The 24,756-nt window shown below is 71.2% G+C and carries 17 protein-coding genes and 1 pseudogene; 12 read left to right on the top strand and 6 right to left on the bottom strand.

Annotated features, from left to right (window positions below; genetic code table 11):
- Positions 1 to 6 precede the first annotated feature (6 nt).
- Genes HYV14_04760 through HYV14_04745 form a run of 4 tightly spaced genes read right to left on the bottom strand, consistent with a single transcriptional unit; the run spans position 7 to position 4,269 of the window.
- A complete protein-coding gene (locus HYV14_04760; protein ID MBI2385308.1) occupies positions 7 to 654 on the bottom strand; it encodes a 7-cyano-7-deazaguanine synthase in 648 nt (215 codons plus the stop codon).
- The gene (locus HYV14_04755) at positions 633 to 1,316 is read right to left on the bottom strand and encodes a hypothetical protein (GenBank protein MBI2385307.1); all 684 of its coding nucleotides are present in this window, start codon (positions 1,314 to 1,316) and stop codon (positions 633 to 635) included. Before HYV14_04755 ends, HYV14_04760 begins: the two co-directional genes overlap by 22 nt.
- A complete protein-coding gene (locus HYV14_04750; GenBank protein ID MBI2385306.1) occupies positions 1,313 to 2,644 on the bottom strand; it encodes a hypothetical protein in 1,332 nt (443 codons plus the stop codon). The genes HYV14_04755 and HYV14_04750 overlap by 4 nt, the downstream gene beginning before the upstream one ends.
- Positions 2,641 to 4,269, bottom strand: coding sequence for a hypothetical protein (locus HYV14_04745; GenBank protein MBI2385305.1), 1,629 nt, complete (start codon positions 4,267 to 4,269; stop codon positions 2,641 to 2,643). Before HYV14_04745 ends, HYV14_04750 begins: the two co-directional genes overlap by 4 nt.
- Positions 4,270 to 4,456: 187 nt before the next feature.
- Between HYV14_04745 and HYV14_04740 the strand changes: the two genes are divergently transcribed.
- On the top strand, positions 4,457 to 7,690 hold the full coding sequence (locus HYV14_04740; GenBank protein MBI2385304.1) for a tetratricopeptide repeat protein: 3,234 nt from the start codon (positions 4,457 to 4,459) through the stop codon (positions 7,688 to 7,690).
- Here the strand turns inward: HYV14_04740 and HYV14_04735 are convergent.
- Together HYV14_04735 and HYV14_04730 are read right to left on the bottom strand one after the other, a co-directional pair.
- On the bottom strand, positions 7,670 to 9,589 hold the full coding sequence (locus tag HYV14_04735) for a tetratricopeptide repeat protein (protein MBI2385303.1): 1,920 nt from the start codon (positions 9,587 to 9,589) through the stop codon (positions 7,670 to 7,672). The genes HYV14_04740 and HYV14_04735 overlap by 21 nt on opposite strands.
- A gap of 347 nt (positions 9,590 to 9,936) precedes the next feature.
- Positions 9,937 to 10,339, bottom strand: a pseudogene (locus tag HYV14_04730) (GxxExxY protein).
- Positions 10,340 to 10,481: 142 nt separating this feature from the next.
- On the opposite strand from HYV14_04730, the gene HYV14_04725 reads away from it, so the two are divergent.
- The 11 genes from HYV14_04725 to HYV14_04675 are packed head-to-tail and all read left to right on the top strand — an operon-like array spanning position 10,482 to position 24,623.
- Positions 10,482 to 11,006, top strand: coding sequence for a hypothetical protein (locus HYV14_04725; protein MBI2385302.1), 525 nt, complete (start codon positions 10,482 to 10,484; stop codon positions 11,004 to 11,006).
- Positions 11,007 to 11,010: 4 nt separating this feature from the next.
- A complete protein-coding gene (locus HYV14_04720) occupies positions 11,011 to 12,807 on the top strand; it encodes a DUF4932 domain-containing protein (protein ID MBI2385301.1) in 1,797 nt (598 codons plus the stop codon).
- Entirely contained in the window at positions 12,804 to 14,258 is a 1,455-nt protein-coding gene (locus tag HYV14_04715; GenBank protein ID MBI2385300.1) for a tetratricopeptide repeat protein, read from the top strand. Before HYV14_04720 ends, HYV14_04715 begins: the two co-directional genes overlap by 4 nt.
- Before the next feature lie 41 nt (positions 14,259 to 14,299).
- Positions 14,300 to 15,445: a tetratricopeptide repeat protein gene (locus tag HYV14_04710; GenBank protein MBI2385299.1), complete on the top strand. Its 1,146-nt coding sequence runs from the start codon at positions 14,300 to 14,302 to the stop codon at positions 15,443 to 15,445.
- Positions 15,442 to 16,950 (top strand): tetratricopeptide repeat protein, encoded by a 1,509-nt coding sequence (locus tag HYV14_04705; protein MBI2385298.1) that lies wholly within the window; start codon positions 15,442 to 15,444, stop codon positions 16,948 to 16,950. Before HYV14_04710 ends, HYV14_04705 begins: the two co-directional genes overlap by 4 nt.
- Positions 16,934 to 17,719 carry a phytanoyl-CoA dioxygenase family protein gene (locus tag HYV14_04700; protein MBI2385297.1) on the top strand — a complete coding sequence of 262 codons (786 nt, stop codon included), beginning with the start codon at positions 16,934 to 16,936 and terminating at the stop codon, positions 17,717 to 17,719. Before HYV14_04705 ends, HYV14_04700 begins: the two co-directional genes overlap by 17 nt.
- The gene (locus HYV14_04695) at positions 17,709 to 18,464 is read left to right on the top strand and encodes a phytanoyl-CoA dioxygenase family protein (GenBank protein ID MBI2385296.1); all 756 of its coding nucleotides are present in this window, start codon (positions 17,709 to 17,711) and stop codon (positions 18,462 to 18,464) included. Before HYV14_04700 ends, HYV14_04695 begins: the two co-directional genes overlap by 11 nt.
- Positions 18,454 to 19,224, top strand: coding sequence for a phytanoyl-CoA dioxygenase family protein (locus tag HYV14_04690; GenBank protein ID MBI2385295.1), 771 nt, complete (start codon positions 18,454 to 18,456; stop codon positions 19,222 to 19,224). Before HYV14_04695 ends, HYV14_04690 begins: the two co-directional genes overlap by 11 nt.
- Positions 19,199 to 20,920 (top strand): tetratricopeptide repeat protein, encoded by a 1,722-nt coding sequence (locus tag HYV14_04685; protein MBI2385294.1) that lies wholly within the window; start codon positions 19,199 to 19,201, stop codon positions 20,918 to 20,920. The genes HYV14_04690 and HYV14_04685 overlap by 26 nt, the downstream gene beginning before the upstream one ends.
- Entirely contained in the window at positions 20,908 to 22,992 is a 2,085-nt protein-coding gene (locus tag HYV14_04680; GenBank protein MBI2385293.1) for a tetratricopeptide repeat protein, read from the top strand. The genes HYV14_04685 and HYV14_04680 overlap by 13 nt, the downstream gene beginning before the upstream one ends.
- Complete coding sequence (locus HYV14_04675; GenBank protein MBI2385292.1) at positions 22,980 to 24,623, top strand: glycosyltransferase family 39 protein; 1,644 nt, start codon at positions 22,980 to 22,982, stop codon at positions 24,621 to 24,623. Before HYV14_04680 ends, HYV14_04675 begins: the two co-directional genes overlap by 13 nt.
- The last annotated feature ends 133 nt before the right edge of the window (positions 24,624 to 24,756 follow it).

The raw sequence follows: 24,756 nt of genomic DNA, 5'->3' as shown, positions 1-24,756 counted from the left end.
GGATAATCAGCGGAGTCCGGCGCGGCGCTCGGCGCACTTGCTGCATTTGCCGCACGGGTCCACGCCGCGCGGACGCAGGCAGGAGAAGGTCAGCTCGAGCGGGAAGCGCTTCCCCAAGCGCTCGGCCAGGCGCGCCACGCCGTCCTTGTGGAGCTTGGTGTAGGGGGCCTCGACCTTGAGGCGCGAGCGCAGGGCGTCGTTGATCGCCGACTCCATGTCCATGAGGAAGCGCGGCTTCGAGTCGGCGAAGGGGTTGCCCCGCAGGACGCCGAGGACGACGAGCGGCAGGCCGCGCGTGGCGGCGTAGACCCCGGCCTGGCTCAGCAGGAGGAGGTTGCGCCCCGGGAGGTACACCGAGTCCCAGGCCGCGCGCGACGAGGGCACGCCCTTGCCCGTCAGGCTCCAATGTCCGCCCATGATCCAGCCCATCGGGGTCTCGGCGACGGTCAGCGGCTTCAGGCGCGGGCTTTTCAGCGCCTTCAGGAAGCGCCGGAGCCAGTGCAGCTCGGCCTTCTCCCAAAAGAAGCCGGAGCTGACGTAGAACGGATGGACCTCGTAGCCCCGCTCGAGGTAGTCGGCCAGGAGCACGCCGCTGTCGAAGCCGCCGCTGGCCAGGATGCAGACCTTCCTCCTCATCCCGCGCAGTGCGCCCATAGGGCCTCCCCGTCGAAAGCGAGCTCGGTCACGCTGCGGTCGAGCAGGAACAGCGCGAGCTGCGAGCCCGCCGGCGTGAAGGCGGCCGACAGGTCGCAGCGCGCGAACATCGGCCAGCGCAGGGGCCGCGCGAGACGCAAGGTCCAACCCGGCGATTCGAGAGACAGCGTCGCCAGCGGCGAGAGCCGCGAGAAATCCTCCAGCGCGCGGTCGAGGACCGGCTCCTTGAATATCCCCGCCTTGAACGGGACGGGGCTCAGGACGCGGCGCGTCGGGGCCTCCGCGCCGGCGGCGTAGTCCCAGGCCAGGGCCTGGCCGGTCTTGAGCTTGGCGCCGCGCGCCGCGCCGCACAGGCGGACCGAGGTCCAGCGTCCGGTCTTCAGGTCCCAGGACGCGGCGAGCCAAGGGCGGCCCTCGACGGGGGCGTCGGGGGCGGGGCCCTCGAGCCCGAACGGCGCGAGCGCCGTCTTGATCCAGGCGGCGTGATCTCCGGCCCCGAAGAAGCGCAGCCCGACGCGGTGAAGGCCGGCGCCGCTCACGGAGACCTCCCAGCGGCCGGGGCCGTCGAGGGCCCCGGCGGCGGCGAGCATCGCCTTGACGTCGGCGCCGGGCACGCAGGCGCCCACGGCCTTCGTCCATTCGATCCGTTCTTTGGCGTTCATGAATCTTCCTCGGGGGTCAGGAAGGCCGCGCGCTTCACCTTGTCGACGAGCGCGGCGTCCTTGTAGAACCCGGTGTCGCCGAGCGCGTACTTCTTGCGGTGCGCGGCCGCGGCGGCGGCCTGCTCCTTGAGCAGGGCCGCGGGGAACCACAGCACCGAGTGGCGCAGGACCTCGAGCTCGGTCCACATGCCCATCACGAAGCGGCGCCCGAACTCGGTGAAGGAGCCGTAGCCGGTCAGGCCCTTGAGCGCGGCCTCGACTTGATTGAGGCGCAGGGCGACGTTGACCATCAGCTCGATGCGCTGCTCGACGGGGAACTCCTCGCGCGCCAACGAGGTGGCGACGTAGCGCGCGACGTTGAGGAACGCGTGCGCGCCGAGGAGCAGGCCGCGCAGGCGCCGCGCGTCCGGGCGCCACGGCGAGTAGAACACCTGCCCGCCCTGCCCCGGCAGCAGGATCGCGTCGACGACGAGGAGCTGGTTCATCTTCTGGTGGCAGAATTCGTGGATGAGGGTCTCAGCCTGAAGGATGCGGTCCTCGGAGTGGGACAGCGCGATCAGGCCGCGGAGGTTGACGTAGGAGGAGCTGACGCTGCCGTGCTCGACGGGGTTCTTCAGCGGGACGAGGGAGAAGAGCAGGTCGCGCATCTCGGAGTACAGGCCGTGGTCGCGCCCGGAGAGGTCGCAGAACGCCTCCCCAAGGACCGCGGCGAAGCGCGCGCGCTCCTTGTCGTCCAAAGACACGAGCCCGTGCATGGTGACGCCGTGCACCATCAGCCAGCCGCGGTCGTCGGCCACGATCCCGGGAACGGCCTCGACGAGGGACTCGAGGCGGGCGGGCCTGGCTCCGGACGAGAGCCTGCCCCCCGCCGTCTTCAGCGTCAGCGGAGCCGTGGGCGCGGCCTGCAGGAACTTCGGCGTGCCGTACAGGAAGAAGCGCCCGTCGGGATCGGCCGTGGCGTCGAGCGCCAGGCGGTCGCCGCGCGACAGCGCCAGCGCCGCCGGGAAGCTCTGGAACAGCCCGAACTGGAGGTGCCAGTCGCTCTCCTGGACGGGCGCGCCGAAGTGGCGGGAGTGCAGGTCGAGCCAGTAGTCGAAGCAGGGGTGCACGGCCAGGCGGTCGCGCTCGGGGGACTTCGTCCGCAGGAAGTAGCGCAGGCCCGCGGCGTAGCGCCGCTTCTTGACCGCGGCGGGCGCGTGCTTCAGGTAATGCGTCTCGATGCGCGCGAGGTCCGCGAGCGCCAGCTCGCGCCGGCGCTTGACCACCCAGGCCCACTCCGGGCTGAGGCCTCCGCCGAAGATCCAGCGATTCTCGTAAAGGGTGTTCAATAGAGGAACCTCAGCACGTGGCCCTCGAGCAGACGGGTCAGGAAATAGCCCAGAAAGATCCAGTTCGCGAAGGAGATGGTCGGGGCGAGCGGCACGGTCTCGATGCCCTCGGCCCCGCACCACTCGCGCAGGGCCTCCGCCTGCTCTCCCGTCAGGCCGTCGGCGTAGAAGGTCGAGAAGTGCTCGTCGCGGAAGTCCTCGTCGGCCTCGATGCGCTCGACGAGCGAGGGGCCGAGCGTCATGAACCGGTCGATGTGCGCGATGGGCACGCTCTTGTAGGACTCGGCGTCCCAGATCTTCACGAAGACGAGCGCCAGGCCGAAGAACAATCCCATCACCGCCCAGATCGAGAGCACGGACAGGTCCATCGCCGCGGCCCACGCCGGCGCCTCGAGGCCGCCGAGGCTCGGAAAGGCCGCCGCGGGGAGCGCCGGCAGGGCGGGCGCGGCCGGCACGGACAGCCCGCGGCCGAGGGACGCCAGCCGATGCCAGGCGCCGGCGATCCACGACCAAAGCGTCGAGAACAGCAGGCGCCACGGGATCAGCCCCGGCAGCATCATCAGGAAGGGAAGGAACACGTAGCCGGTCTTCCCGGCGATGATCTTGAACGCCAGCTGGACGCCGAGGAGGATGCACAGGCTGAAGACGGTGAGGTGCCCGAAGATCACCGCCAGGGCCGGGAGGTTCAGGTTCGGGTGCCGCCACAGGACCACGGCGCAGACGCCGAGCACGGTGCCCAGCGCCCAGCCCGTGCCGACCCACTGGCAGATGCGGCTCCAGGTGAACATCAAGGCGAAGCAGACCAAGGTCTTGAGCACGTTGGAGGTGATCACGTCGTTGAGGTAGTAGGAGATCATCGACATCACCGCCATCATCGACAGCCAGGATAGCGCGTCGAGGACGAACCGCAGCGGCTTCTCGCGGTAGGCCGTCAGCCAGCCGCCGACCTCGACCTTGACCTGGTCGCGCAGCCAGCACGCCTTGCCGTGCACGACGGCGGCCGCGGCCCGGGCGTTGGCGAGAGTGAAGGCCTCCGCCGGGAGCAGACCCGCGCCGAACGACTTGAAGCGCAAGCGCGAGAAGTCGAACTCGGGGAAGCGGAAGTCCTTGTAGTAGGCGCGGATCAACCCCGTCACGTGGCTCTTGTAGTGGGCGAAGCGCGTGCGCCACAGGTATTCGCAGGCGGTCAGGAACAGGAACGCGGCCGCGGGCACGAAGACGTTGATCAGGACCTCGAGGAAGAGCAGGCCCGAGCGGAACGACCCGGGGATGCGCATCAGCGGGTAGCACAGCGCGAGGAGCACGAAGAGCTTCACGTCGCCGGCGGGCCAGATGCGCAGGCGCCACAGCAGGTACGCCGCGGCCGCCGAGAACCCCGCGTGGCCGGCGAGGGCCAGGTAGTAGTCGCGCAGGATGAAGACATTGATGAAGCCGAACGCGCCGAGCAAGGACTGCCCCAGGATCAGGGCGTAGCCGATCAGGATCAGCTTGAGCCAGAACATGATGTACTGGTTGCGGATCTTCTGCTCCTTCCAGTCGACCCACCCCATCTGCCCCCAGGAGGACAGGAACACGGCCCAGGCGTACAGCTGGATGACGCGGATCAGGACGCCGGCTCCTTCCATTACCTTCCCACCTCGTTTCGGTCTCCTTCGGGCGGAGGGATGTTAGCTTTTTTCATCTCGGGAACCGGGCGCGCGGGCCCGTTGAGACAGGGTAGGTCAAAATGACAGGGGCGTCAAGGACGGCCCCCGCGGGCCCGCTCCCCGTGAACAACACATGCAAAACGGCTAAGCTTTACACGTCCGAACCATGAAGACCTTCCCTCCCGACACCCTCGCGGAAACCCTCGGCCGTCACTTCTTCCTCGGCCGTTCCACCGCGCATCTTCCCGGCCGCCACGGCATCATCCATGGGAAGGATTACCGCGCGGCGCTGCGCCGTTTCCCCGCGATGCCCTCCCCCCGCAAGCTCGCCGAGCGCGGCCGTCTGCTGCGCGTCCTCGGAGAGGCGGAGCGCGCCGCGGCCGACCTCGACGCGGCGCTCGAGGCCGACCCGTCCCTCGCCGCCGCCCACGCCTGGCGCTGGGAGCTGAAGGCCGCGGCGGGAGACAAGTCCGCCGCGGACATCGAGCGGGCCGTCGAGCTCGAGCCGGGCAGCGGCTGGTGGCGGCTGTGGCTGTCCTTGGCCAGGATGACGAAGGGCGCCTTCGAGGCCGCGCTGGACGACGCCGAGGCCGCCGCGAAGCGGCTTCCGCGCGAGGCCCTGCCGCTCGCCGTCCAAGGGCTGATCCTCTACAAGCTCAAGCGCCGAAAAGACGCGCTCGCGCCGCTCGGCGCGGCCCTGCGCCTCGACCCGGAGCTGGAGTGGGGCTGGCGTCTGCGCGGCGTCTGCCGGTTCGAAGAAGGCGACCGGAAGGGCTGCCTCGCCGACTGCATGGAGGCGATGCGTCTCGACGAGAACTGCGGCCTGCTCTTCGTGATGCTGGGCCTGCACGCCCTCAAGACCGACTCGCGCCAGAGCCTGGACGCCGCGACGCGCCACATCGACGAGAACCCGGACGACTTCTGGGCCTACGTCTTCCGCGCCGACGTGCGCCGCGGACCCGAGATCGGCGAGAACCTCGGCGCGCTCGAGGACCTGCGCCGCGCCGCCGAGCTCGAGCCCGGGCGCGGCTTCGTGTGGGCCTACCTGTCGCGCTGCCAGATCACCTTGGGCGATTTCCGCTCGGCCGCCGAGTCGCTGAAGAAGGCCGTCGCCCTCGAGCCCAAGACCGGCTGGATCCGCGCCTGGCACGGGGAGTTCCTGCGCCGCACCGGCGACGCCGCGGGCGCCGCCAAGGCGCTCGACCTGGCCGTGCGCCTGTCCCCCGGCTACGAGCTGGCCTACGCGTGGCGCGGCAGCGCCCGCCGCCTGCTGGGCAAGCCCAAGGACGCCGTCGCGGACCTCGACATCGCCATCGCGCTCAAGCCGCACACGATCGACCTGTGCCTGTTCGAGCGCATGCACGCCTACCGCGCGCTCGGCCGCACCGCCGAGGCCCTCGAGGACATCCAGCGCGCGAGCGCGCTGAACCCGAAGTACCTCTGGGAGGCCGAGCCGAAGAGCTTCGCCCGCGGCCTCAAGGAGCTCGACGCCGAGATCGAGAGAGCGCCCGCCAACGCGCTGGCGCACCTGTGGCGCGGCGACCTCATGATGCGCCTGCGCGACTTCGCCCGCGCCGAGAAGGACCTGACCCGCGCGCTCGCGCTGAAGCCTTGTCCGCCCGAGGCCCTGATCCTGCGCGGACGCACGCGCGGCGAGCTCGGCGAATGGAAGGCCGCCTTCGCCGACTTCGACGCGGCCATCGCGCGCGACCCGGAGTCGGCGTTCGCCTACGCCTGGCGCGGCCGCGCGCGCATGCTGCAGGGCGCCTTGCCCGCCGCGATCGCCGATCTCGAGCGCGCGCTCGAGCTCGAGACCAACTCCGCCTGGATCCTGAGCTGGAAGGGCGAGGCCGAGTACCGCCTCGGCCGCGACGCCGCGGCCGAGGCGTCCTTGTCGAAGGCCATCGAGGTCCACGTGAAGTTCGCCGACGCCTTCCTGTGGCGAGGGGCCGCGCGCCTGCGCCGCGGCGACCGCGAAGGCGCGATGTCCGACCTGGACCAGGCGCTGGCGCTCCAGCCCGGCAACGGCCTCGCGCTGTACTACCGCGGCAAGCTGTATCTCGCGAACGGCCGCGCCTGCGAAGGCCGCGCCGACCTCGCCTTGGCCGCCGGGAACCCCGGGCTCCTCTCCCCCGCCGAGCTCAAGGAGATCAAGGCGATCCTGCGCAAGCCCGCGCCCGCCGCCGCCGACGCCGACGACGACGACGACGACGCTCTCGTCGCGAAGGCCCGGGCGCTTCAAAAAGAAGGCCGCCACGAGGAGGCCGCCGGTCTCTATGCCGGACTGCTCGCCAAACGCGAGGACGCCGAGCTGTACGGCCTGCGCGCCGAGGCCTACCGCTGCATGGGCCGCTACGACCTCGCCCTCGCCGACCAGAGCGCGATCGTGAAGCTGCAGCCGGGCTCGGCCGACGCCCTATCGGGCCGCGTCGAGTTCAAGCGCCACCTGTGGGACTTCGAGGGAGGACTCGAGGACGCGGAGGCCGCGATCGAGCTCGACCCGAAGTCGGCCTCCGCCTGGGTCCAGAAAAGCGAGTGCCAGCGCAGCCTCGGGCGCTACGACGAGGCGATCGCCAGCGCGACGAAGGCCGTCGACCGCGACCCGTCCTGGCCGTGGGCGCGCATCGTGCGCGCGAAGGCGCGGCGCCAGAAGGGCGATCTCGAGGGCGCGCTCGCCGACACGCGCGAGGCGGAGAAAGGCGGCACCGAAGCCTACGCCCGCGGCTGGCGCGCCGAGATCCTGCGCAAGGCCGGACGGCTCGAGGAAAGCCTCGCGGACGTCCTCGTCGCCGTCTCGCTGCAGCCGACGAACGCCTGGTTCCTGGCCCTGCGCGGTCAGATCCGGATGGAGCTCGGCGAGAAGGAGAAGGGCCTCGCCGACCTGCTCGAGGCGATGCGCCTCGATCCGCGCTGCTCCTGCGACTACGATTTCCTGGGCGCGCAGGGCCCGCTCGTGCTCCGCGACGAGAAGCTCGCGTGGGTGCACGCGTGGCGCGGCGGCGTGCACCGCGCCGCGGGCCGCGCGGAGCAAGCGCGAGCCGCCCTCGATCATGCGGTCCGGCTCGCCCCGGACTGCTTCTGGATCGTCGCCTGGCACGGCGAGCTGCTGATCGCGCAGGGCGACGCGGCGGCCGGCCTCGCGGAGCTGAAGCGGGCGCTGAAGCTCTATGCGCGCTACGCCCAGGCCTGGGTCTGGGCCGGACAGGCCCTTCTCAACGAGGGGAAGGCGGCCGAGGCCCTGAAGGCCTTCGCCTCCGCCGCCGCCGTCGAGCCGAACAACGTCTGGAGCCTCATCGGGCAGGCGGTCTGCCTCGAAAGGATCGGGAAGGCGGAAGAGGCCGCCGCCCTTTATTCGCGCGCCCAGGCCCTCGCGCCCGCGTTATTTTCCGGAGCGAAGTAGCCGCGTCGTCTCGTCGCGAGTCGAACGAAGCAGCACCCAGTGAGGATCGGAGGCGGCGCTTCCCAGCGTGAGCGCCCGGTCATAGACCTTCAACGCCTCCTCGGACCGCCCCATCCGGATGTAAACGGCGCCGAGAGAGAACGAGGCCGGAAGGAAAGCCGGGTCCGCCGCAAGCGCCTTTCGCAGGTCGGAGGCCGAAGCCTCCCATCTGCCGCCGGCGGCCTCGCTGACGGCCTTGTCCGTCCAGAGGGTCGCGGAGTCCGGGCGGACGCGAAGAAGCTCGCGGAGCAGAGCCAAGGCTTCGCGGTGCGCTCCCGCGGCTTGAAGGGAGACGACGGCGTCCCGCATCGGATCATGACGCCGCGCGACTTTCCTCGAAGGCTCGTCGTCGAAAAGGAGGTAAAGCTCCCGCCACACCGCGATCCAATCCTTCGGCGGCAGATGGCCGAAGAGCTCCCGCGCGTGGTCCCAGAGGATCTCCAGGCTGTGCGGGGATTCCTCCGGCGCCCGGCCCGCGTGAATGATCGCGTACGCCGCCAGCAGCCGTTCCCTCGCCTCGCGCGTCCGGCCGTCCCGGCCGAAGACATAGGCCCGCATCAGGTCGGGGTCGGTCTTGTGCGTCTGCGCGGTGAGCGGCGACAGCGGGCGGTTCCAGGCGAGCAGGGGCTCGGGGTCGCCCGCCAACAGCCTCGCCCAGTCGCGATGGAGCCCCCAGAGAGGGTTGTCGGGGCGGAGCTCGGCGGCCAGGCTCAGGTCCGCGACGGCTCCGGCGCGGTCCCCCGCTTTCAAGCGCCGCCAGCCCCGGCGATAGTGGAGCCAGCCGTCACGGGGCGCGCGTTCCAGGGCCTCGGCCAGCGCCTGGTCGGATTCGGGCGGGCGCGCCTGAAAGAGCTTCGCGTAGCGCAGCGCCCGGACGTCGGCTTCGGCTCCGGCCAGGCAGGCGCAGGCGAGAAGGAGCAGCAGCCAAGCCCGCGCGCCCGCCGCGAGGCCGGACGCCTCGGCCGCCTTAGGGAGAAAGGGGACGGCGAGCATAGCCCCGAGCGCGGCCAGCAAGGGCCAAAGCGGCACCATGTAGTCCGGGAGCACGGCGATGGAGGAATGGATCAGCACGTAATACGCGCAGAGGAGCGCCAAGGCCCGCGCCGACGGATTCCGGCGGCACGCCCAGGCGCCGGCGGCGCCGAAGGCGAAGAGCCACGGCTGGAGACTGATCGCGTAGGCGAAGCGCCCCGCGAAGCCCGCCGCGTAGCGCAGCGGGTGGCGTGCGATCTCGGTGAAAGCCCAGGTCAAGAATCGCGGAAGGTATTGGTTCTGCAGCCCGGGCTCGGCCCGCACCTGCGCGCGCCAAAACGCCTCGGAATAATGCACGAAGCCGCCCGCGGCGCTGACGATGTTCGGAAGCGATTCTCCCCGCTCGAAAAAGGAGATCTGATGGTGGACGATCCAGTTCATCGCCGCCCACGGCAGCAAAGGCAGATAAGGGACCGTCAGGAGGATCAGGGCGTTGACGGCCCAGTCCCGCCCGCGCTCCCGGCGGCCCGCCCATTCGAGGCCGGCCAGCAGCGGCGGCAGAAGCAGCAGCGGCGAGCGGTAGAGCAGGCTCACGCCCACCGCGGCGGCGAGCACCGCGGTGCGGGCCGGGGTCGGCGACGCGGCGCGCCAGACCAAGGCCGCCGCCGCCTGGAGAACGAAGAGCGTGTAGAAGAACTGCACGTAGGGCTGATGGCGAGGCCAAAGGTCCGGCCAAGCCAGCAGGATGAATACCGCCGGAACGGCGGCGAACGGCGCGCCCGACAGGATGCAGACGGCGGCGACGGTCAGCAGTCCGGCCAGAACCGCCGCCTGGCGCCAAGGCCGGCGCCCGGGAGGGGTATGGCTGAAGATCCGCACGGCGAGCATGCTCGCCAACGGCTGGTGGAAGGAAGGATAGAGCGAGAAGCCCGGATTGGCGCCGTGGATCAGGACTTCCCCGCACTCGGCGTACGGCAGAGACGCGCCGTGGGCCTCGGTTCCGGGAAGGACCCAGGCGGGAGCCTTCCAGACGCCCCAGGCGAGAAGGAGCGCAAGAAGGGGGAGGACGACGCGTGTCTGATTCAGTCTCGTTTCCTATTGCGCGCGGCGCCGAAGTCCGCGGACATGATACCAATATTCAGAATCCGCGCGCGGCGCCGGGCGAAAGCCTCCAAGTTCACTGGGTTTTAACGGATAAACCACCAAGGCACCAAGACACGAAGATATTTAGTTTTTCAAAGGACGATTCTTCGGATACCCTCCCGGATCAGGGATGAGCAAGCCGAGGCGTAGGCCTGTCAGCTTAAGATAGGTCAAGAGCTGCGCGGTATGGATCGGATGAAGGACCTCGACCGCCTTGAGTTCGACGATGATGCGTCCATCCACGATGAGATCGACGCGCAGGCCCGTCTCGATGCTGAATCCGCCGTAAAGAACGGGCAGGGAGAGTTGTGACTGGAAAGGAACGCCCCGACACCTGAATTCGTGGCAGAGGCAATGCTCGTAGACCGATTCGAGTAATCCCGGACCCAGGGTCTTGTGGACCTTGAAGGCCGCGTCGACGATGACGCGAGAGCTCGGCCCCAGATCGGGCGGGAGCGGTCGAAACCAAAAATCCTTTGTGTCTTGGTGGTTTATCCATTACTATTCATACGATCCACCCCGCCAAAAAGTTCCCTAGCCCCTGCCGTAAAACCCCGTGACCATGGACCCGAAAGCGAATTGCGCCTCAGGCTCTTATCTGTTATACTCGAAAAAATCGCATGAAGAGGGCCCTTTTATGAAGATGACAAGCCTCCTGGGAGCCGTTCTTCTTCTCGCGCCCGCCCTGGCGTCCGCGGCCGACGCCGCGTCTCCGCCGCCGCCCAGCGTTCCGAGCCCCTCCGCCGCCGCCTCCGGCGCCGCGACGAGGCAAGCCTTGAGGAATTCGATCGGAGGATTGAACGCGGCGTTCGACTCGACTCAGCAGTGCCTGGACCTGGAGGCCGAGTTGAAATCGGACCTCGCCAAGAAGAAAGCGGCCCTCGCCGCGGAGTTCAAGGGCAGTATCCCCCTCGCGTTCGACGACCTGCTCCGGCAGAAGACTCAGCGGATCGAAAAGCAGCACGCCCGGTGCTTCCGGGAGCATGACGCGCTGGGAAAACAGATCGAGACGGTGGGACAGCTCTTCGGCAGCATCGAGCCGAAGAGCTTGAACGTCAAGACGGAAAGGGAGCTCTTCGACGCCAAGAAGGCCCGATTCCTGGAGATGATGCCGACGGCCAAGCCGTACAATCGGCCGAAGCGCAGGCAGGCCTCGGAGTAGCCCCGTGCCCGTCTCCCCCTCCAAAGCCCGGAAGAAGGCCGCGGCCCGTCCCAAGCTCGAGTTCAGCGTCGACCCCCGTCTCGAGCTCGACGGCGTCATGGAGCTGCTCGCCTTCGACCTCACCGCGGGCGGCAAGGGCCCCGGGCACGCGACGGACTTCATGCACCCGGACATCGAGTACGTCCGCCAGGCCCGCAGGTACTTCGCCCCCTACAAGGACCACCCCGCCATCCGCCACCGCGCCCTGCCCGAGATCCGGGCCTTCGACCTCGGGCAGCGCGGCCAGGGGCTCATGCGCCTCTCGCCCTCGCCCGAGCTCAAGCCGCACTCGCAGATCTCCATCGCGTTCCTCGCCCACTACGTCGGAGGCGACGCCGAGCTCGAGAAGTGGCTGCAGCACATGCGCGACTTCGCGGTCGACTCGAAGTTCACGGAGTTCTTCGACGCGAACGTCCATCTGCTCGACGCCGACCTGGCCAAGCTGAAGGGCGAGATCGAGGCGGTCGACTACATCGGCAAGATCGAGAAGTACACCGGCCTGCCCTTCGAGGGACGCTACCTCTTCACGCTTTCCCCGTTCATCTCCTCGGACACCGGCGCGAACATCGTCCAGCGCGGAGAGGACGGCCTGGCCGACATCATCTCCGTCGTCGGCCCCGTCGAGCCGACCTCCGGGCCGCTCACCTGCACCTACCACCGCCTGCACGCGCGCATCTGGCACGAGGCCGCCCACGGCGTCCTCGACAACGTCACCGAGCTTTACGGCGAGGACATCGCCAAGAAGCAGCCCCCGCAGCGCAAGGCCACGCGCGAGTACCAGAACTGGATGCACCACGTGCGCGAGCACATGGTCCGCTCGGTCATGCTCCGCCTGGTCAGCCTGGAGATCAGCGCGGCGCTGTCCGACCACGAGCTGCGGCACGAGGAGGAGTGCGGCCTCCCGTTCCTGCGGGATTTCAAGGCGCGCATCGCCGAATACGAGGGCGACCGGAAGAAATATCCGACCTTCGCCGATTTCTACCCGCGCCTGCTCGACGCGCTTCCCGCGCCCCCCAAGGGCAAGCCCTCCCGCCCTCTCGATCGCGAGGGCGACCCTTATCGCGACTGGATCACCGAGAACGCGATGCCGTTCTACACCGAGCGCCAGCGCGTGCGCGCGCTGTGGTATCTCGATCTCATGCTGTCCCGCTCCAAGAACCCGGGGCTCCTGCTCAAGCGGGCCTGCCTCAAGCACCTCCTCGGCCGCACGCAGGAGGCGGTCAAGGACGCGGAGGCCGTGCTCGCTCTGCGCCCCAAGGACGAGGGCGCCTTGCAGGTGCTCAAGGGAGGCGGCTCCGCCCCCAAGGGGACGGGCGCGCCCGCCCCCGCCGTCGAGAAAGCGCCTCCCGGGCGGGAGGCGCCCTATGAACGGCCGGCCGATCTCAAGCGGCTGAACGCCGAAGGCGTCAAGCTTTATCTCAAGGGCGGCCACGCGGCCGCGCTCAAGAAGTTCGAGGCGGCGCTCAAGTCCGCGCCCGAGGACGCGGAGACCTTGGTCAACGCCGCCGTCGTCTACGGCGAGACCGCGCAGGACGCGAAGGCGCTCGCGGCGTACGAGAAGGCCATCGAGCGCTGCCTCGCGGTCCCCTCGCCGCAGAGCCGCACGACGGCGGCCGCGGCGATGACCTCGCGCGCCACCCTGCACGAGCGCGCGAAGGACCCCAAGGCGGCCCGCGCCGACCTGGAGCGGGCGCTGCAGCTCGCGCCGATGGAGTGGGACCAGCGTCCGGCCATCGAGAAGCGCCTCAAGGGATTGGGGTGACCGGGACCGCGGAGCAGGACCTCGAGACGCTCACCGCCGCCATGACCGCGGCGACGGCCCAAGCCTGGCTGCCCCTGCTCAAGACCGCCGTCGATCGAGCCTCGCACGGCAACGGCCGGTCCGCCTCGCCGGACGAGGCCATCAGGCGCGCGCTCGACAAGGCCCTCGCCCTCGCGCCCGGGGACTGGGAACTGCTGTGCCTGCGCGGGACCATCCTCGCCGGCCGAAGCGAGTTCGACCTCGCCCTGAAGGACTTCGATCGGTCCATCGAGCTCGCGCCGAAGTCCCCGAGGCCTTTCGCGGGCCGGTCGTACCTGCACACCCGCCTCGGCGACTGGAACGCGGCCCTCGCGGACCTCGACCGGGCCGCCGCTTTGTCGGGCGCGGGCGCCGGGAGCTCTCTCGACCGCGGCCTCGTCCTGCTCTCGCTCGGGCGCGCCGCCGAGGCCCGGGCCGAGTTCGCCAAGTCGCCCTCGGACCCCGAGGCCCGCTACCAGCTCGGCCGCGCCTTGCTCGCCGAGGGAAAGACGGAGGAGGCGCGGGAGGCGATCCGCGCGGCGCTCCAAGGCAGCGGCGCCGACTCGTCGCGCCGGCGCTCGTACGAGATGATGGAGGCCGCGGCCGCCGCGCTCGGCCACATCGCGAAGTCCGGGAAGGCGGCCGGCGCGCCCGGGGAGAAATTCATGAGCGACGCGAAGAAGACGGCGGCCAAGGACGGCAAAGGATGCCTCTGGCTCCTCGGCGTCGGCATCGACCGCCCGTACGAGGTCACTTTGAACACTTTGATGGCCCTCAAGCGCTGCGACGCCGTCTACACCCAGGCCGACACGCGCGAGGTGCGCGAGCTGCTCGAGGCGGTCTTCCCGGGCGTCCATTCGATCGCCGTCGGCGGCGGCAAGGGCGCCAACCCTCAGGAGACGGTCTGGAAGACGGTCAAAGCCGAGCTCGACAAGGGTTCGCAGACCGGCTACGTCACCTACGGCCACCCGATGCTGTTCGGCGAGGGGAACATGATGGCCAAGCGCTGCAAGGACGCCGGCTACCCGTACCGCGTGATGACCGCACCCTCCTCGATCGACGGGATCCTGACGATGCTGCAGGAGGACCTCGAGCTGTGCGAGCGCGGCTTCACGGTGCAGAACGCCCGCAGCCTCGCCGAGCCCGGCGCCGCCGTCGATTCCTCCAAGGGCGCGATCATCCTCGGCGTCAACCGCGTGATGGAGGAGAACAAGTTCGGGACCTTCTGCGACCGCCTCGAGGCCGCCTTCCCGAAGGAGCACGTCCTCTACGCCCTCAAGTGCGGCGACGGCTACCGCGACGAGACGCGCCTGAAGCTCACCGTCGCCGAGTTCCGCCGCAAGGAGCGCGAGCTCGACCCGGCGCTGACCTTGTTCGTGCCCGAGATAAAAGGGAACAGCCCGGCGCCGAAGCCTCGACGAAAAGGGTCCTGATGACTATCCTCGAGGTTAGTCCGCCGGAGGAAGGCCGCTAAATGCCCGTTCAGGATCATTTCGGAGGCGAGACGCTCGCCGCGTCGTTCGCGAGGATCGACCCGCTGCTCGACAGCGAGCCGACGGTCACCTATCGCAAGCTGCGGGACATGATGCTCAAGGCGCAGTTCGACCGCGGGCAGAGCGAGGCGCTGAAGTCCCCGTGGAGGGAGTTCTGCCTGGCCTCCCTGGAATGGGCCGCGAGCCGCGACCTCGAGGCGCTGAAGCTCCTCGACGCGGGCAGCCGCGTCTCCCCCCGCTACTACTGGATGCGCTACTACATCGCCGAGATCCTCCTGCGCCGCCTCGACCTGTACGGGCTCGCGCGCGAGGAGATCCAGGGCGTGATCGCGCGCTGCCCCTGGCTCTGGGAGGCGCGCTGCCTGTGGACGGAGAACCTGATGGCCGTCGGCCATCCCGATCCGCTCAAGGCCGTGCGGGGCATCGCCGTGCCCGAGCAGTCGCGCGCCTCGTTCCTCGCCTGGCGCGGCGCGCTCAAGCTCTGGTGGGGCGAGTACGCGGACGCGGTCGAGGACCTCGACGTCTCGGCGGGCATGGACAACCCCGACGCCCTGTGCTGGCGCGGCGGAGCCCTCTGCAAGCTCGGCCGGCTGGAGGAATCCAAGCGCGACCTCGACCGCCTGCTGACCATCGATCCGCACGATCCCGAGGGCCTCGTCTGGCGCGGCGAGCTCAACCGCCTGCTCGGCCGCTATCCGGAGGCGCTCGAGGACCTGGCCGGCGTGATCGCGATCAGCGGCGACAAGCCCTGGGCCCACGTCAACCGCGCCTTGGTCCATCTGGAGCGGAAGAACCTCCTCGAGGCGTACAAGGATTTCGCGCGCCTGCATCTCGATCACCACGACCTCGCGGCGATCGAAAGATCCCCCTTCACCGCCGCGAAGCTCCGGAGCCTGCTCGAAGCCGCCCTGAAAGCCGGGCGCGGCTGCCGCCGCTCGGATCCGCACCTCAACGCGGGCTGGATGAGGGCGGCCGGCATCCCGGTCCCGGCGAGGCCCGCGCCCGCCTCGCGCCTGCGCTGCTGGACCCGTTCGATGGGGATCCCGACGCCCCCCGACTCGCCGGACGCCGGGTCGGTCACCGAGGCGCAGGTCCGCGCCGCGTTCGCGGCCGCGGGAAGGAGATGACCAAGCCCGCGCCGGCCAAGGCCGCCGTCGCCCGGGCGCACGCGCTCCAGCGCGCCGGCGACGAGGGCCGGGCCCTCGAGGTGCTGGTGGAGTTCGTTCGAGCGCACCCGTCGAGCGCCGCCGCCCGCGCCGCGCTCGCCGACCTGCTCGCCGTCCAGGGCCGCCCCGCCGAGGCGATCGAGTCCTACGAGAAGGCCCTCGCGCTGGACCCGGACGCGCCCTCCGTCCTGATGAGCCTCTCCCGGCTGTATCTGCGCCACGGCGAGCCCGCGAAGGCGGAGGCGGCCCTGCGCCGCGCCGTCGCGAGGAAGGCCGGGCCCGAGGCGTCCTTGCTGCTCGGCGAGATGCTCAAGGACAAGGGCGAGGCCGGCGAAGCCGCGCCGCACCTTCGACGCGCCGCGGCCTCCAGGCCGCGGGGCGACGACGCGCACGCGCGGATGGCCGGCGGCCTCACGCGCTTCCGGGCGAACGTGAAGCTCGGCGCGTTCAAGGAAGCCTTCGAGGAGGCGGAAGCGCTGCTCGCCGCCTCGGGGACGCAGGACTGCATCGACTCCTTCTTCGTGTCGCCCGAGCAGAAGGAGCTCATGCCCACGCTCGACGCGCTCAAGGCCTTCTCCCGCGCGAAGCCGGAGAATCCCTGGCCGTACTACTTCCGGGCGACCCTGCTCGGCAACATGGGCCGCGGCGAGGAGGCGATCGCCGAGACCGAGAAGCTGGCCCGGATGCCCCCGCGCTACGACTGGATGCGCCACAAGCACGGGGAGGTCCTGCTGACGAACCGCCGGGACTACGCCGGCGCCGAGAAAGAGTACGCCGCCGCGCTGAAGTGCGTCCCCGGGTTTTGGAAGGCGGGCGCCGCCCTGGCGGAGATCGCCCTGTGCCGCGGCGACGGCGCGTCCGCCGCGCGTCTCCTCGACGAGCTCCTCAAGGGCATGCCCGAGCGGACCCGTCCGTGGGGCCACGCCTGCCGCGGCAAGCTCCTGCTCTGGTCGGGCGAGTATGAGGCCGCGCTGGCGAGCCTCGAGCTCGGCGTCGGCGCGGGCGTGCCTTATTCCCTGCGCCACCGCGGCGCGGCCCTCCTGCTCCTCGGACGGCTCGACGAGGCGGCGCGCGATCTCGACGAGGCGCTGCGCCAGGGGACGGACGCCGAAGGCCTCACCTGGCGCGGCGAGCTCCGGCGGCTGCGCGGGGACCACAAGGGCGCGCTCGAGGACCTCGGCGCCGCGATCCGCATGGACGGGGCCCACTCCTTCTGGGCCCTGGCCGACCGCGCGCTCGCCAAGGGCGCGGCCGGGGACCCGGCCGGGATGTGGACCGACTACTCGACGATCCGGCGCGACGTCCTCGACCGCTTCGAGAAGGCCGCCGGCCTCAAGGCCGAGTCCCCCGAGAAGCCCGACGAGGTGCGCGCGGTGCTCGAGGCGGGCCTGGCGCTCGGCCGCGGGATGCGCGTCTCCAACGAATACCTCTTCCCGGTCTGGATGGGTCATGGCCGCCAAGCTTAGCCTCGCCCAGAAGCGGCGCTTCGCGCGCGACGGCTACGTCATGCTGCCCCGGGTCGTCCCCGCCGCGCTCACCGGCGCGGCCGTGCGGGAGATCAACAACCGCCTCGGGACCGGAGCGCACCCCGGCAAGGACTACGCCGCCGATCCGAAGGACTACCTGTCGGAATACGCGAGCTCGCGCGCCGTCATGGATCTCGCTCGCGGCCCGGTCCGGCAGATCGCCGAGTCCCTGCTCGGCGCCGGCAAGGTCGAGCCCTTGACGCAGGGGCAGGTCGTCCTCCGGTTCCCGGCCGAGCACGACGCCGTCGAGTACGAGAGGCTGATCCACATCGACGGGCTGTATTCCTCCAAGGACGGCCTCGGCACCGGGGCCGGCAAGCCGCTGCGCTACTCGCTGTGCGCCGGCGTCCTCCTCAGCGACACGCCCGCGCCCGACATGGGGAACCTCACCGTGTTTCCGGGCACGCACCGCCAGATCGCCCGCGCCGTCGAGACCCGCGGCCTCGACGCGCTGAAGGGCGCCCTCGAAGAGAAGATCCCCCTGCCCGCGCCCGTGCAGGTGACCGGCCGCGCCGGCGACGTGGTGCTGTTCCACTTCCAGCTCGCGCACGACAAGGCGCGCAACCTCTCCCCCCACATCCGGCGCGCCGCGTATTTCCGCTTCTGGCACATCGACGCGTGGCACGACGGCTCCCTCGAGTACCTGAAGCGGGCGATGATCGATCCGTGGCTCGAGTGGCCCGGCATGCGAGGCATCGGTGAAGCTTAGCCTCGCCCGGAAGCGGCGCCTCGCGCGCGACGGCTACGTCGTGCTGCCCCGGGTCGTCCCCGCCGCGCTCACCGACGCCGCCGTGAGGGAGATCAATCACCGCCTGGGCGCGGGCGCGCCCCCGGACGGCGGAGCCTACGCCGTCGAGCCGGACTGGCGCTCGGAGCACGCGGCCTCGGCGTCCGTCATGGACCTCCTGCACCGCACACCGATCCCCGCGCTCCTCGAGTCCTTGCTCGGCGCCGGGAACGTCGAGCCCTGCTTCCAGGCCCAGGTCGCCCTGCGCTTCCCGTCCGTCGAGGGCTCCCTGTGCGACTACGATCCGCACATCGACGGGTTCTCCCCGAACGAGGAGCTGCACCGGTTCACCTTGCTGGTCGGGGTGCTGCTGAGCGACTGCCCCCGGCCCGACATGGGCAATTTCGCGGTCTATCCGGGCACGCATCTGCGCAGCGCGCGCTACCTGAAGGAGCACGGGATCGACGCCCTGCGGCCGGGTCCCGAGGGCAGGCTCGACCTGCCGGAAGCGGTGCCGGTCACCGGCAAGGCGGGAGACGTCGTCTTGTGCCACCATCAGCTCGTCCACGCCAAAGGGAAGAACCTCTCCCCCCACATCCGCTATATGGCCTACTACCGCATCTACCACGCCGCCGCCTGGCGCGACCGATCGAGGGAATATCTCGAGCGGGCCCTGACCGACGTCTGGCTCGAGTGGCCCTCGATGAGAGGCGTTCATGGAGCTTGACCTCGAGCAGAAGCGCCGCCTTCTGGAGGACGGCTACGTGACTTTGCCCGGCGTCGTGCCCCGGGCGCTGGTCGACGAGGCCCTGCGCGAGATCAATCACCGGCTCGGCCTCGGCCGCACCCGGACGATGGACGCCTACGCCGACTCGCGCGACTACTGGTCCGACGACACCGACTCCCCCGCGATCATGGACCTGCTCTTCAAGAGCGGCCTGTGGGAGCTCGCCGAGTCGCCCGTCGGGACCGGGAAGCTCCTGCGCCCCCCGACCGGCCAGATCGCGCTGCGCTTCCCGTCGGTGAACAATTCGCACGGCGGGCCCGCCTCGCATATCGACGGCTTCTATTCCCCCAACGCCGCGAAGTCGATCAGCCGCTTCACCATGCTCGTCGGCGTCCTGCTCAGCGACCTGCCCGAGAAGTACATGGGCAACTTCACCGCCTACCCCGGAACCCACCGCCGGGTCGCGGAGTTCATCAAGGCCCACGGGACCGCGCCCCTGCGCGCCGGCCTCGCGGGCAAGATCGACCTTCCCGACGCCGCGCAGATCACCGGCAAGGCCGGCGACGCGATCATCTGCCATTACCAGCTCGCGCACGACAAGGAGCAGAACCTCTCCCCTCTGATCCGCTACGCGGCCTATTGGCGCGTCTGGCACGTCGACGCCGAAAGCTGCCAGACCGAGGGCCTGACCGACATCTGGCGGGAATGGCCCGCCATCGCCGCGCTGGTGAAGAATGCCTCGAGGAAAAAAGCGAAGTAGCGCCGGCGCGCTCCGCCGGGCCGGCGCGGCTCATTTCAACGCCGGCCGCCATGAGGCGGCGCTGGAGTGCTTCCGCCGCGCGCGGGAGCTCGGCGACCGCAGCCCGGAGCTGGGGGTCTTCGTCGCCCACGCGCTGAACGCGGCCGGGCGGGCGGAGGAGGCCGTAGCGGAGTTCGCGTCCCTGCTCAAGGACCATCCCCGCCATCCGGCCCTGAAGACGGGCCTGGCGTCGATCATGCTCCACCCCGCGCGCCTGCCCGAGGCGGAAAAGGCGCTGCGCACGGCGCTGGCCGCCGATCCGCGCGACGCCGGGGCGCGGGTCGGCCTCGTCGAGGTCCTGCGCATGCGGGGGCAGGGGGCGCTCTCCTCGGGCGAGCCGTGGACGGCGGAGGCTCTGCTCCGCGAGGCGCTCGCGCGCCGGCCCCGCGGCGAGGCGGCGCGGCGCAAGGTCGTCGACGTCCTGCGCTCGTGCGGCTCGGCCTACCTCTTCGCCGGGCGCCTCGAGGACGCCGCGAGGGTTTTTCGCGGGATCCTGCGCTCCGCGCCCAAGGACGCGCGCGCCCGCCTCGGCCTGGCCGCCGTCATGCGCGCCCGCGCCGAGCACGAGAAGGAGCGGGCGATCCTCTCCCGGGCGGACCTCGCCTCCGCGCCGGTCCTCCCCCGGGACCGCTTCCGCGGCCTGATGAAGCTCGGGCGCTACAAGCGGGCGATCGCGGAGGCGGAGCGCATCCTCGACGAAGGCGCGACGCTCGACGACATCCGGACCTTCTGGGACCCGTGGGAGTGGGCCGACCGCCGTCCGAGGTCGGACCGCCTCAAGGCGCTCAAGCGCCTCGAGCTCGCCCTCGGCCCCCGGCCGCGCACGCCCTGGCTGCACTACTACCGCGCGGAGCTGCTCGGCCCGGAGAAGGGCATGGCGCATTTCGAGGCGATCGCCGCCTACCCGCGCAAGCGCTACGGCTGGATGTTCTCCAAGGCCGGGCTCGCGGCCCATTGCGGGGCGCGCTTCGACGTCGCGGCGCGCTGGTTCAAGATCGCCCTTCGCTGCAAGCCCGCCGACTGGCGCACGAACGGCTTTCTCGCCGAGGCCCTCCTGTGCCTGGGCCGCCCCGACGAGGCGCTGGCCGAGATGGAGAACGCGCTGAGCGGCGCCCCGCCCGAGGACGCCGGGCAGGTCCTCGCCTGGCGCGGCGCCCTCGATCTGTGGCTGGGCCGCTATGAGGAGGCGCTCGCCCGGCTCGAGGAAGCCCGCCGCCTCGACGCGCAGTGCGCGTATTGCTGGCGCGCGGGCGCTTTGCTCAAGCTGGGCCGCCCGGCCGAGGCCCTCGCGGCCCTCGACGAGACCTTGGCCCGCTTCCCGCGCGACTTCGAGGCCTACGTCTGGCGCGGCGAGGCCAAGCGCGAGCTCGGCCTGCACGAGGAAGCCCTCAAGGACCTCAACGAGGAGTCCCTCGTCGACCCGACGCGCGAGCCGCCGATCTGGCTGTGGGCCCTGGTCAACCGCGCTTTGGTCAAGGCGGCGCTCGGCGACGCGGCGGGCCTCAAGGCGGATTTCGACGCGCTGCCCGCTTACTTCACCGACTACCTTCGCGCGAAAACCGGGCTTGCGGACCCCGAAGCGCTCCTCAAGGCGAGCCTCGAGCTGAGCCGGGGCTTCCGGCGCGAGGAGTACCGGCAGGCGATATGGATGACCTGAACGCCCGCGGCGTGGAGCACTTCAACGCCGGGCGCTTCGAGGAGGCGCTCAGTTGCTTCCGCGCCGCCGTCGCCGCGGGCGAGAGCGTCGCGCAGGCGCGCGTCTTCATCGGCCATGTCGCGGGCTCCCTGGGCCGCCCCGACGAAGCCGCCGCGGAGTTCGTCTCCGTGATCCGGGATTTCCCCCGCCACCTGCCGGCCTATGCCGGCCTGGCCAACGTCGTCCTCCGCCGAGCCCCGGCCCGGGACCCCGCGGCGGAAAAGGCCCTGCTCAAGGTCCTGTCGCTCAAGACCGGCGGAACGGCGCTCGCGGAAACCCTGCGCGCTTGCGGGCAGGCGCTGGGGGCCGTCGGCGAGCTGGCCGCGGCGGAGAAGGCCCTGACGAAGGCCCTCGTCCTCGGCGGGGGCGCCGCGCGGCGGCGCCTGCGCGACGTCCTGCGCGCGCGCGCCGAGTCCTTCCTCGCCGCCGGCGCCCTCAAGAAGGCGGAGGGCGAGCTGCGCAAGCTCCTCGCGCTCGCCCCCGAAGACGAGCGCGCGCGCCGCGCCCTCGTCCGGCTCCTGCGGCGCCGCGGGCTGGAGTACGTCCAGGCGGGCCGCCTCGACAACGCGGAACGGATCCTGCGCCGGGCGGTGTCGCTGGCGCCGGCCGATCCGTTGTCCCGGCGCCGCCGCGCCGAGGTCGCGCGGATGCGGGAGAAATCCAAGCGGGCGCGCCGGTCGGCGGCGCGCCGCAGGAAGGCCGACAAGGTCCGGGTCCTGCGCGGACGCGGCGGAGCGCTCGTCGCCGCGGGCCGCCTCGTCCTCGCGGAAAAGGCGCTGCGCCGGGCCCTGCTCGTCGGCCCGGGCGACGCCGGGGCCGGCCGCCAGCTCGCCGAGGTCCTGCGCATGCGCGAGCAGGCCGAGGAAGCCCGCCGGCAGGCGGCGCGCGCGGCCAAGGGAGAGAAGCTGCGCGCCTTACTCGAGGCTCTCAAGGCGGCCTCGCAGGCCTACCGCTCCTCCTCGCGAACGAAGACGGCGGCAAAGATCCTGGCCAAGATACTCAGGCTCGAGCCGGGAGACGCGCGCGCGCGCCTGATCGCGGGAGGCATCCTATTCTCCTCGGGCGCCGTCGCGCGCGGCCGAGCGCTGCTCGCCGAGGGCCTGCGCCTGAACCGCGGCGTGCTGCTTCCCGGCGAGGTCTTCGCCGCGCTCATGAAGCTCGGCCGCTATAAAGAAGCGCTCGCCGCGGGTGAGCGTCTGCTCGACGGCCGTCCGGGGCTCGCGGACATCCGCGCTCTGCGCGACCCGTGGGAATGGGACGATCGCCCCCTCGCCGAGCGCCGGCGCGAGGTCCTCCGGCTCGAGCGCGCCGCCGGCCCGGCCGCTCGCCGCTCGTGGGTTCCTTATTATCGGGCCGACCTGCGCGGGCCCGAGGAGCTGCGTCAGTTTTCGCGGCTGGCCGCCTTGCCCGGGCGCCGCTACGGCTGGATGCTGTGCCGGGGCCGGACCGGGGAGGCCTTCGCCGAGCTCGACCGCGCCCTGCCCGAGGCCCCGCCCGACGAGGCCGGGCAGGTCCTGGCCTGGCGCGGCGCCTTCGACCTGTGGCTGGGACGCTACGAGTCCGCGGTGGGCCGCTTCGACGAGGCCCTGCGCCTGGGCGCGCCGTACGCGCTGAGCTGGAGGGCCGGGGCCCTGCTCAAGCTCGGCCGGGCCGAGGAGGCGCTGCGGCAGCTCGACGAGGCTCTGACGCTTTACCCCCGGGATCTCGAGGCCTACGTCTGGCGCGGCGAGGCCAAGCGCGCGCTCGGCCGCCACCGGGAGGCGCTTAAGGATCTCAACGAGCCGACCCTCTCCGACCCCGACCGCGCGACGCCGATCTGGCTGTGGGCCCTGTTCAACCGCGCCCTGGCCAAGGCCGCGCTCGGCGACAGCGCGGGGCTCAAGGCGGATTTCGACGCGATCCCGGTCCGCATCAGGGATCACATCCGGGGAAAGTCCGGCCGCGAGGACATGGTGGGCTTGCTCGAGGCCGGCCTCGAGCTCAGCCGCGGCTTCCGCCGCGAGGAATACCGTCAGGCGATATGGATGGCGTAAGCGGACGCCTGGCCGCCGCCGCGATCGCCGCCGGGCTGTGCTGGCGCCTCGCGCTCGCCTGGCCCGCCGGAGACGCCGCGCGCCCCTACGTCGTGCCGCAGGAGGAGTACTTCCTCTCCTCCGTGATGCTGCTCTCCGAGGGGCTTTACTCGTCGGACCCGGGCGGCGGCCCGCTCACGGGCCGCGGCCCGCTGTACACGACCTTCCTCGCGGCGGCCCAGCACGGCGGCGAGCGCCCGTCCCCCCGGCGCGCCCGCGTCTCTCAGGCCGTGCTCGGAGCCCTCGCGGCGATGTGCGCCTGGGGGCTCGCCTCCCGTCTGTTCTCCCCCGCCGCGGGCGCGCTCGCGGCGGCTTTCGTCTCGCTCGACCCGTCCCTGGCCGCCTCGGCGCGAGACCTGGACGTGCACGGCTTCTACGGCCTCGTCATCCTGCTGCTCGCCTGCGCGGCGGCGCGGTGGGCCGAGCGCGACGGCGACCGCGCCGCGGGGAATCTCCTCGGCTTGGCGCTCGGAGCGAGCCTGCTGTGCCGCAGCGCGCATCTGCTCGCCGTTCCGCTGCTCGCGGCGGCGGCCCACGTCTGGTGGGGGCGCGCCGGCGCGCGGCGCGCGGCGCGGGTCCTGCTCGTCGCCGGCGCGGTCCTGCTCCCGTGGACCCTTCGGAACTACGCCCACACGGGCCGCCTCGTGCCCCTCGACGCGGGGACCGGCGCCTACAACCTGCTCGCCGCGGCGGACGGGGGCGACCGGGCCGTCATGTTCGGCGAGGCGTTCGCCATCGCGGAGCGGCGCGCGCCCGGCTTCGCCGCGGCGCATCTCGACGAGACGATCGAGCGCCGCGATGCCGCCTTCGCCGGCCTGGCCCTGCGGCTCATCCTCGACTCCCCCCTGGACTACGCCCGCGGCAGCGCGCGGCGGCTCGCCGCGTTCTGGCTGCCTCTCTCGGCGCTGCTTTTGCCCGCGCTTTTCGCCGCCCTGCGGCCGGGCGCCTCGCGAGGCGCGCAGGCGGCCGCGCTGATCGCGGCGTCATTCTCCGCCTACGCGGCGATCGGGCTCGGCCACGGCTACCGCCTCGGCGTCGAGCCGCTGCTCGCCGCCCTTGCCGGGATCGGCGCGGCCGGATTCTTCCGGAAGGAGGCCGCGCCCGAGCCGTCCGCCTTCCTGGCGGCGCTTCCCCTCGCGGGGAGCGTCGCCGCGACGCTCGCCGCCTGCCTGCTCCTGACCCCGTTCGACGCCCTCGCGGCGGCGCGGGCGGGAAAGGCCGACTGCCGCCCGCCCGGCCCGGCGCTCGCCGCGTTTCTGGACGACGGGGTCCGCCTCGCGGGCGAAGACTGGTATCTCGCCCCCTGGGCGCAGGCCCTTCGAGCCCGCCCCGGCGTCTGCGCCGCGATGGCCGCGTTCGCGGCGGTAGACGCGCCCGAGGCCGTCCGGCTCTTCGACGCCGCCGCCGCGCTGGCGCCGCGCGACCCCGAGATCCGCGTCAGCCTCGCCGTGGCGCTCGGCGCCGCGGGGCGGAAGGCGCGCGCGCTGCGGGAGTGCGGGACGGCCGAAAAGCTCGCCGCCTCCGCCCGCTATCCGCGCGGGCTTAGGGAGTCGATCCGCTCCACGCGCGCGGGGCTAACGGCGCTCCGCTAGCGCCAATGCCGGTCATTTAAGAGATTTTCCTGGAAAATATTCAACCACAAAGACACCAAGACACGAAGAAAACGGTCTTTTACCCTTTCTTTCTTGGTGTCTTCGTGCCTTAGTGGTTCATTTTTTTGATGAT

The sequence above is a fragment of the Elusimicrobiota bacterium genome (assembly GCA_016182905.1).
Lineage (GTDB): Bacteria > Elusimicrobiota > Elusimicrobia > UBA1565 > UBA9628 > GWA2-66-18.
The sequence above is the reverse complement of the archived record's forward strand: the minus strand, read 5'-3'. Positions and strand labels throughout refer to the sequence as shown.

Excerpts from the sequence above, each read along its gene's own strand:
- HYV14_04760 (MBI2385308.1), bottom strand. The coding sequence starts at position 654 with ATGGGCGCACTGCGCGGGATGAGGAGGAAGGTCTGCATCCTGGCCAGC.
- HYV14_04755 (MBI2385307.1), bottom strand. The coding sequence starts at position 1,316 with ATGAACGCCAAAGAACGGATCGAATGGACGAAGGCCGTGGGCGCCTGC.
- HYV14_04745 (MBI2385305.1), bottom strand. The coding sequence starts at position 4,269 with ATGGAAGGAGCCGGCGTCCTGATCCGCGTCATCCAGCTGTACGCCTGG.
- HYV14_04740 (MBI2385304.1), top strand. The coding sequence starts at position 4,457 with ATGAAGACCTTCCCTCCCGACACCCTCGCGGAAACCCTCGGCCGTCAC.
- HYV14_04735 (MBI2385303.1), bottom strand. The coding sequence starts at position 9,589 with ATGCTCGCCGTGCGGATCTTCAGCCATACCCCTCCCGGGCGCCGGCCT.
- HYV14_04725 (MBI2385302.1), top strand. The coding sequence starts at position 10,482 with ATGAAGATGACAAGCCTCCTGGGAGCCGTTCTTCTTCTCGCGCCCGCC.
- HYV14_04710 (MBI2385299.1), top strand. The coding sequence starts at position 14,300 with ATGCCCGTTCAGGATCATTTCGGAGGCGAGACGCTCGCCGCGTCGTTC.
- HYV14_04705 (MBI2385298.1), top strand. The coding sequence starts at position 15,442 with ATGACCAAGCCCGCGCCGGCCAAGGCCGCCGTCGCCCGGGCGCACGCG.
- HYV14_04700 (MBI2385297.1), top strand. The coding sequence starts at position 16,934 with ATGGCCGCCAAGCTTAGCCTCGCCCAGAAGCGGCGCTTCGCGCGCGAC.
- HYV14_04690 (MBI2385295.1), top strand. The coding sequence starts at position 18,454 with ATGGAGCTTGACCTCGAGCAGAAGCGCCGCCTTCTGGAGGACGGCTAC.
- HYV14_04685 (MBI2385294.1), top strand. The coding sequence starts at position 19,199 with ATGCCTCGAGGAAAAAAGCGAAGTAGCGCCGGCGCGCTCCGCCGGGCC.
- HYV14_04680 (MBI2385293.1), top strand. The coding sequence starts at position 20,908 with ATGGATGACCTGAACGCCCGCGGCGTGGAGCACTTCAACGCCGGGCGC.
- HYV14_04675 (MBI2385292.1), top strand. The coding sequence starts at position 22,980 with ATGGATGGCGTAAGCGGACGCCTGGCCGCCGCCGCGATCGCCGCCGGG.